Origin of the sequence: Halomonas campaniensis, from assembly GCF_014193375.1 — a bacterium.
In the GTDB taxonomy this organism is placed as follows: domain Bacteria; phylum Pseudomonadota; class Gammaproteobacteria; order Pseudomonadales; family Halomonadaceae; genus Halomonas; species Halomonas campaniensis.
The window spans coordinates 1-5,882 of the sequence record NZ_JACHZF010000052.1 but is presented as its reverse complement, the minus strand read 5'-3'; the positions used below and the strand labels follow the sequence as shown (position 1 = coordinate 5,882).

9 protein-coding genes are annotated in these 5,882 nt (G+C 64.3%); 6 read left to right on the top strand and 3 right to left on the bottom strand.

The window, feature by feature from the left end:
- Window positions 1-43 precede the first annotated feature (43 nt).
- Both BDK63_RS18735 and merR read right to left on the bottom strand, forming a co-directional pair.
- Window positions 44-172, bottom strand: a complete 129-nt coding sequence (locus BDK63_RS18735) for a hypothetical protein (RefSeq protein ID WP_281379343.1) — start codon at window positions 170-172, stop codon at window positions 44-46.
- A gap of 125 nt (window positions 173-297) precedes the next feature.
- A complete protein-coding gene (merR, locus tag BDK63_RS18040; protein ID WP_183334499.1) occupies window positions 298-717 on the bottom strand; it encodes a mercury resistance transcriptional regulator MerR in 420 nt (139 codons plus the stop codon).
- Window positions 718-789: 72 nt separating this feature from the next.
- On the opposite strand from merR, the gene merT reads away from it, so the two are divergent.
- The 5 genes from merT (at window position 790) to BDK63_RS18015 (ending at window position 3,882) form a co-directional block, all read left to right on the top strand.
- The gene (merT, locus tag BDK63_RS18035; protein ID WP_183334497.1) at window positions 790-1,140 is read left to right on the top strand and encodes a mercuric ion transporter MerT; all 351 of its coding nucleotides are present in this window, start codon (window positions 790-792) and stop codon (window positions 1,138-1,140) included.
- A gap of 14 nt (window positions 1,141-1,154) precedes the next feature.
- Complete coding sequence (gene merP, locus BDK63_RS18030; protein WP_183334494.1) at window positions 1,155-1,451, top strand: mercury resistance system periplasmic binding protein MerP; 297 nt, start codon at window positions 1,155-1,157, stop codon at window positions 1,449-1,451.
- Window positions 1,452-1,453: 2 nt separating this feature from the next.
- Window positions 1,454-1,711 carry a mercury resistance system transport protein MerF gene (gene merF / locus BDK63_RS18025; RefSeq protein ID WP_183334491.1) on the top strand — a complete coding sequence of 86 codons (258 nt, stop codon included), beginning with the start codon at window positions 1,454-1,456 and terminating at the stop codon, window positions 1,709-1,711.
- Complete coding sequence (gene merA, locus BDK63_RS18020; RefSeq protein WP_183334489.1) at window positions 1,704-3,110, top strand: mercury(II) reductase; 1,407 nt, start codon at window positions 1,704-1,706, stop codon at window positions 3,108-3,110. The genes merF and merA overlap by 8 nt, the downstream gene beginning before the upstream one ends.
- A gap of 67 nt (window positions 3,111-3,177) precedes the next feature.
- Window positions 3,178-3,882 carry a VTT domain-containing protein gene (locus tag BDK63_RS18015; protein WP_221202687.1) on the top strand — a complete coding sequence of 235 codons (705 nt, stop codon included), beginning with the start codon at window positions 3,178-3,180 and terminating at the stop codon, window positions 3,880-3,882.
- Between the two features lie 15 nt (window positions 3,883-3,897).
- On the opposite strand, the gene BDK63_RS18010 is transcribed toward BDK63_RS18015, so the two are convergent.
- Window positions 3,898-4,806 (bottom strand): AraC family transcriptional regulator, encoded by a 909-nt coding sequence (locus BDK63_RS18010; protein WP_183334487.1) that lies wholly within the window; start codon window positions 4,804-4,806, stop codon window positions 3,898-3,900.
- Between the two features lie 106 nt (window positions 4,807-4,912).
- Between BDK63_RS18010 and BDK63_RS18005 the strand changes: the two genes are divergently transcribed.
- The gene (locus BDK63_RS18005; protein WP_183334485.1) at window positions 4,913-5,758 is read left to right on the top strand and encodes a cysteine hydrolase family protein; all 846 of its coding nucleotides are present in this window, start codon (window positions 4,913-4,915) and stop codon (window positions 5,756-5,758) included.
- Window positions 5,759-5,882 lie beyond the last annotated feature (124 nt).

Here is a 5,882-nt window from a genome sequence, read left to right as displayed (position 1 = left end):
GTCATGGCGGCTGTAGCGGTTGATTCTGGATTAGGCCCTTGAATCATAACCGATTTTCAGCCGCCTTTTTCATGTCTGATGCAATATCCAGGCTAAGGCCCATCAGGAAACTGCTGGTGAGCAGGATCAACAACCAGGCCTGCATGGCGAGGTGGCGGTTACTCAGGTCCATCGGTTCTTATTGTCCTTTGAGTGCGGTGTCACGACAGAAAGTGATTCAGACGAGGCATGTAGGGCGTGGCGGTACCGTCTCCTCTTTGGTCGACAAGCAGTCCTGAATAATTTCGCCGTTATATGTCAGGTTTTCCCTATCCCTTCATGCAATGACGCAATCAGCGGGCAGGTGACGCTGCCATGCTGGGCGTGGCACCGGGCCACCATGTCACTCAAGGCCTTCTCGATCTGCTGCAGTCTGTCGAGCTTTTCCCGTACGTCCTGCAACTTATGCTCGGCGAGTTCGCTGGCTTCCTGGCAGTGGGTGCCATCTTCCAGCCGGAGAAGGTCGCTGATCTCGTCGAGGCTGAAGCCCAGCTGCTGCGCCGTCTTCACGAACGTCAACCTGTCGATATCGGCGTCGCCATAGCGTCGAATGCCCCCCGGGGGCCGTTCGGGCACCGTCAACAGACCGCGCCGCTGGTAATAGCGGATGGTTTCCACATGAACGCCCGCCGCTCTGGCCAGGCCACCGATGGTCAGTGAGTCCACCGTGTTCGGCATGTTCCTTGACTCCGTAGTTGACTACGGAAGTAACCTTATCCCTACCCACATGGCGCATGAAAGGGAGATGGCATGCCGACATCGAAATCGGGGCGTGGTCCCTTGGCTGCCGGAGGCGTCGCGGCACTGCTGGCCTCGGCCTGCTGTCTTGGTCCATTGCTACTGATCATACTGGGGGTTTCCGGCGCCTGGATCGGCAATCTCACGGCCCTGGAACCTTATCGCCCGCTGTTCATCGCGATCGCCTTGGTGGCAATGGGCTTCGCCTGGCGCCGTATCTTTCGGCCAGCGGCCACCTGCCAGCCGGGGGAGGTGTGTGCGCTCCCTCGCGTGCGAACGGCCTACAAGTCGCTCTTCTGGCTGGTATCAGTGCTGGTATTGATCGCCTTGGCGTTCCCCTACGTCCTGCCGCTGTTCTATTGAAAGGAGAGATGTGCATGAAAACGCGTTTGGCGCTGGTAGCTTTCATCGTCCTGTTCAGCACGCCCGTCTGGGCCGCCGTGCAGACCGTGACGCTCGCGGTGCCGGGCATGACCTGCGCCGCTTGCCCGATCACTGTCAAGGCTGCTCTTGGCCGGGTGGAGGGTGTCTCGCACGTTGTGGTGAGTTACCCGGATCGTGAAGCCGTGGCCACCTTCGAGGACTCCCTGACCTCCGTGGAGGCTCTGATCGAGGCCACCACCAACGCCGGCTATCCCTCAACCCCATCAGCTGCGCAAGCAGGCCGAGAGTGACCATGAAAAATCCCACGACGTTGCTGCGTGTAGGCGTGGTCGGCACCGTGCTGGTCGCACTGTGCTGTTTCACGCCGATCCTGGTGATCCTGCTGGGCAGCGTGGGATTGGCGGCGCTCACCGGCTACCTGGATCTCGTTCTGCTACCCGCCCTGGCCGGCTTCATCGGCCTGACTGCCTATGCGCTGTGGCGCAAGAAACAAACCGACGCCTGCTGTCGCCATGCGTCCAGAGGCTCAAGGAGCTCCCCGAATGAGTGATGACAAGATCCTGCACATCGCCGTGATCGGCAGCGGCGGAGCGGCCATGGCCGCTGCCCTCAAGGCCGTCGAGCGCGACGCCCGGGTGACCCTGATCGAACGGGGCACTCTGGGGGGGACCTGCGTGAACATCGGCTGCGTGCCCTCGAAGATTTTCATTCGCGCCGCCCATGTCGCCCATCTGCGCCGGGAAAGCCCCTTCGACGCGGGGCTGAGCGCCCAGGCACCGGAGGTGGATCGGCCCAGGCTGCTGGAGCAGCAGCAGGCGCGTGTCGAGGCGCTGCGCGAGGCCAAGTACGCGAGCATCCTGCGCGACCATCCGGCCATCACGGTGCTCAGCGGTGAGGCGCGTTTCCTCGATGCCCACCGACTGGCGGTCACGCTGAACGACGGCGGCGAGCACATCATCGATTTCGATCGTGCCTTCATCGGCACCGGTGCTCGCCCTGCTGAGCCGCCGGTGCCGGGGCTTGCCGACACGCCCTATCTGACCTCCACCAGCGCCCTGGCACTCGACACCATCCCCGAACGGCTGATCGTGATGGGCGCCGGCTTCGTTGCCCTGGAGCTGGCCCAGGCCTTCGCCCGGCTGGGTAGCCGGGTCACCGTGCTGGCTCGAAGCCACCTGCTCTCCGCCGAGGATCCCGCCATCGGCGAGGCCGTCGAGACCGCATTCAAGCGTGAGGGCATCGAGGTCCTCAAGCAGACCCAGGCCAGCCACGTGGACCACGTCGACGATGAGTTCGTGCTGGAAACCAACGCCGGCACCCTGCGGGCGGATCAGTTGCTGGTCGCCACCGGCCGCGCCCCCAACACCGAAGGTCTGAACTTGGAGAGTATCGGTGTGGTAACTGCGCAGGGGGCGATTCGGGTGGACGATCGCCTGCGTACTACGGTGTCGAACATCCATGCCGCTGGTGATTGCACCGAGCTGCCCGAGTTCGTCTATGTTGCCGCCACCGCCGGCAGCCGTGCCGCCATCAACATGACCGGCGGCGAAGCCCGCTTGGACCTCGGCGCCATGCCCGGGGTGATGTTCACTGAGCCCCAGGTGGCCACGGTGGGCCTGACGGAGGCTCAGGCGATCGACCAGGGTATCGAGGTCGAGACCCGTACCCTTGAGCTGGAGAACGTGCCGCGGGCATTGGTGAACTTCGACACACTGGGCTTCATCAAGATGGTCGCTCAACGCGATACCGGACGTTTGCTTGGTGTGCAGGCGGTGGCGGGAGAAGCCGGTGAGCTGATCCAGGCGGCGGTGCTGGCGTTGCGGGCGCGCATGACGGTCGAGGAGATCGGCGACGAGCTGTTTCCCTACCTGACCATGGTGGAGGGGCTAAAGCTCTGCGCCCAGACCTTCACCAAGGACGTGAAGCAGCTTTCCTGCTGTGCAGGTTGAGTTTAAGCGCCGCCTGCGCGTTTCCATGGGCAGATAACCTGACGTTACGACCAAGGATGCCGATATCGTGACCATTCCCGCCGCCTGGGCCTTCAGGGCCGGACTCATCGCCACCGTGACGGCCATCATGGCCGGCATCTGGTGGCTACTCCAGGGGCTAGGCTTGCCCATGAGCTTCTCCCCTTCCGGCATCGCCGAATGGTTCAACAGCCAGGGCAACCTGGGGCCCCTGCTGCTCCTGCTGTTGATGATGCTGGCGGTGGTGGTGGGCCCGATTCCCACCCTGCCGGTGACCGCCGCGGCCGGGCTAGCCTTCGGCCTGCTCCCGGGCGTGCTGCTGTCCATGACCGGGGCCATGACCGGGGCCATGATCGCCTTCACCCTGGCCCGGCTACTGGGGCGGGATGCCCTGCGCACCAGGCTGCCGACAAATCCGCTGTTCGGGTTTCAAGGCTCGCAGCGCCTGCTGTTCCTGACCGTACTGGTCACGCGACTGGTGCCCATCTTCTCGTTTGCGCTTGTGAGCTACGCCGCCGGGGTCACCGCCATCACCACGGGACGCTTCGCGCTGGGCACGGTGGCCGGCATGCTGCCCATGACCCTGGTGTTCGCCGGTCTCGGACGCGCCTTCGAGCTGCACCCGCTGCTCTCAATCACGGCCGCCGTCGTCATACTCAGCGTGATGACCCTGCTGCCCTGGTACCTGAGCCGACGGCGTCACTCCCGGCTGGCCCGCTGGCTGCACTTGGACGACGAACCGCCCGGGGAGTAGCCCGCAACCGGCGATTCAGTGGGTATCGTCGCGTTGCTCGCGCCGGTAGTGCTCGGGGTCTTGCCCGAAGCGCGACTTGAAGGCGGCGCTGAACTGGCTCCGGCTACGGTAGGCACAGCGCAAGGCCACCTGCTTGACCGGCAGCGATGACGTGGTCAGCAGGTCACGCGCCAGGCGCAGGCGCCGCTCGGCGAGGAAACGCAGGGGCGGCTCCCCGTAAGCCCGCTTGAAGCGGTCGATGAAGGTCGTACGACTCATGTGGCTGAGTGCTGCCAGCTCCTCGATGCCGATGCGACGCCCGAGGTCCTCGGTCATTGCCGAGACGGCCGCTCCCAATGCCGGGTCCTGCAGCGCCATCAGCCAGGCGGGATGCGTCGTGCTGGCCTCGAGCTCCCGAAGTAGCAGCACCAGGCACTGCTTCATCAGCGCGTCAATCATCGCCTGGCTGCCCAGCGCCTGGGTGGATAGCTCCTCGAACAGCGACTCGAACAGTGGCGAGATGGCCACGTCGCCCGAGGCGATCCGCACCGGCGCCTGCAGCCGGTCGAACGGCGAGCCGGCCAGCTCGGGGGTCCCGACATCAAGCATTCCGCAGAGGATCAACACCCCGGGCAGCCGGTCGTCACGCTGGCTGCGCAGCCACTCCAGGGTGCCACTGGCGGGCTCGCAGTGAGGCAGCTGGAAGGGGTCACCGGCCGTTTCGCTGACGGTCAATCGCTGGTGCGGCGGACAGATCACCAGGATGCCCGGCGCCAGCGGCAACGGTCTATGCGAGCCGTCGCGCAGGCGGCCTTCTCCACGCAGCACGTAATGCAGCGAGACGCTTCCCAGCGGGGGCGTCTCCAGCGGCCAGCCGCGCCGCACCTCGCAGACGGCGAAAGACCTCACCTCGATGGTCATGTGCTTGAGTAGCTGGTCGAGCATGCAGGCCCCGGACGGAAACGGATGAAATGGCACCCCTTGCGAACAATATCGCACGGGCATGGCACTAGCCTGACATCGTACCGTCCACATCTGAGAGGAACACACCATGTGCGATCACAAGGCGCATTCCACGGCAGCCGAGCCGACCTTCCACGCCGTAGACAAGGATCGCCGTCGCCTGCTCGCCGGCGGGCTGGCGGGCATCACTGCCGCCACCCTGGGTGGCCTGTCCAGCAGAGCCGAAGCCGCAGAGCATGCCGGTGATCCCTACGCTCCGCCCGAGAAAGCGGCCCTGCCGAGTGGCGGCTTCAAGCTCGACCTTGCGCGAGCCGCACTGGTGGTGACCGATCCACAGATCGACTTTCTGAGCCCTGACGGCGTCACCTGGGAAGTGGTCGGCGAGAGCGTCCAGGAACACGGGACTGTCGAGAACATTCGACGCCTGTTCGCTGCCGCCAAGCAAAGCGGCATCACCGTGGCCGTCTCGCCCCACTACTACTATCCGCATGACCATCGCTGGCAGTTCAATGGCCCTCTGGAAAAGCTGATGCACAATATCGGCATGTTCGATCGCCCGGATCCCCTGGCAGCACTCGAGCGCGGCAGCGGAGCGGACTTCATGCCCGAGTACCGCGAGTTCATCGAGGATGGCAAGACCATCATCACCTCCCCCCACAAGGTCTATGGGCCCGAGCAGAACGACCTGGTGCTGCAGCTGAGGAAACAGCGCGTCGACCAGGTCATCCTGGCCGGCATGTCGGCCAACCTGTGTGTCGAGGCCCACATGCGTGAGCTTCTGGAACAAGGCTTCGAGGTGGTGGTAGTGCGCGATGCCACGGCTGCCGCCAAGCTTCCGGAAGGTGACGGCTACCTCGCCGCTCTGACCAACTTCCGCTACATGGCCAATGCCCTGTGGAGCACCGAAGAAACCGTCGCTCGCCTGCAGGCGTGACCACTAACCAGTAGGCGTCCGGCAAGGGCGCCTAGCCCGGATATTGCACCGGGCATGAAAAAGGCGGCTGAAAATCGATTATAATTCAAGCTCCTACACAAGAATCAACCGCATCAGCCGCCAT

What these genes read in the sequence shown, in the direction of transcription:
- BDK63_RS18735 (WP_281379343.1), bottom strand. Translation starts at nt 172, where the DNA reads ATGGACCTGAGTAACCGCCACCTCGCCATGCAGGCCTGGTTGTTGATC.
- merR (WP_183334499.1), bottom strand. Translation starts at nt 717, where the DNA reads ATGCCGAACACGGTGGACTCACTGACCATCGGTGGCCTGGCCAGAGCG.
- merT (WP_183334497.1), top strand. Translation starts at nt 790, where the DNA reads ATGCCGACATCGAAATCGGGGCGTGGTCCCTTGGCTGCCGGAGGCGTC.
- merP (WP_183334494.1), top strand. Translation starts at nt 1,155, where the DNA reads ATGAAAACGCGTTTGGCGCTGGTAGCTTTCATCGTCCTGTTCAGCACG.
- merF (WP_183334491.1), top strand. Translation starts at nt 1,454, where the DNA reads ATGAAAAATCCCACGACGTTGCTGCGTGTAGGCGTGGTCGGCACCGTG.
- merA (WP_183334489.1), top strand. Translation starts at nt 1,704, where the DNA reads ATGAGTGATGACAAGATCCTGCACATCGCCGTGATCGGCAGCGGCGGA.
- BDK63_RS18010 (WP_183334487.1), bottom strand. Translation starts at nt 4,806, where the DNA reads ATGCTCGACCAGCTACTCAAGCACATGACCATCGAGGTGAGGTCTTTC.
- BDK63_RS18005 (WP_183334485.1), top strand. Translation starts at nt 4,913, where the DNA reads ATGTGCGATCACAAGGCGCATTCCACGGCAGCCGAGCCGACCTTCCAC.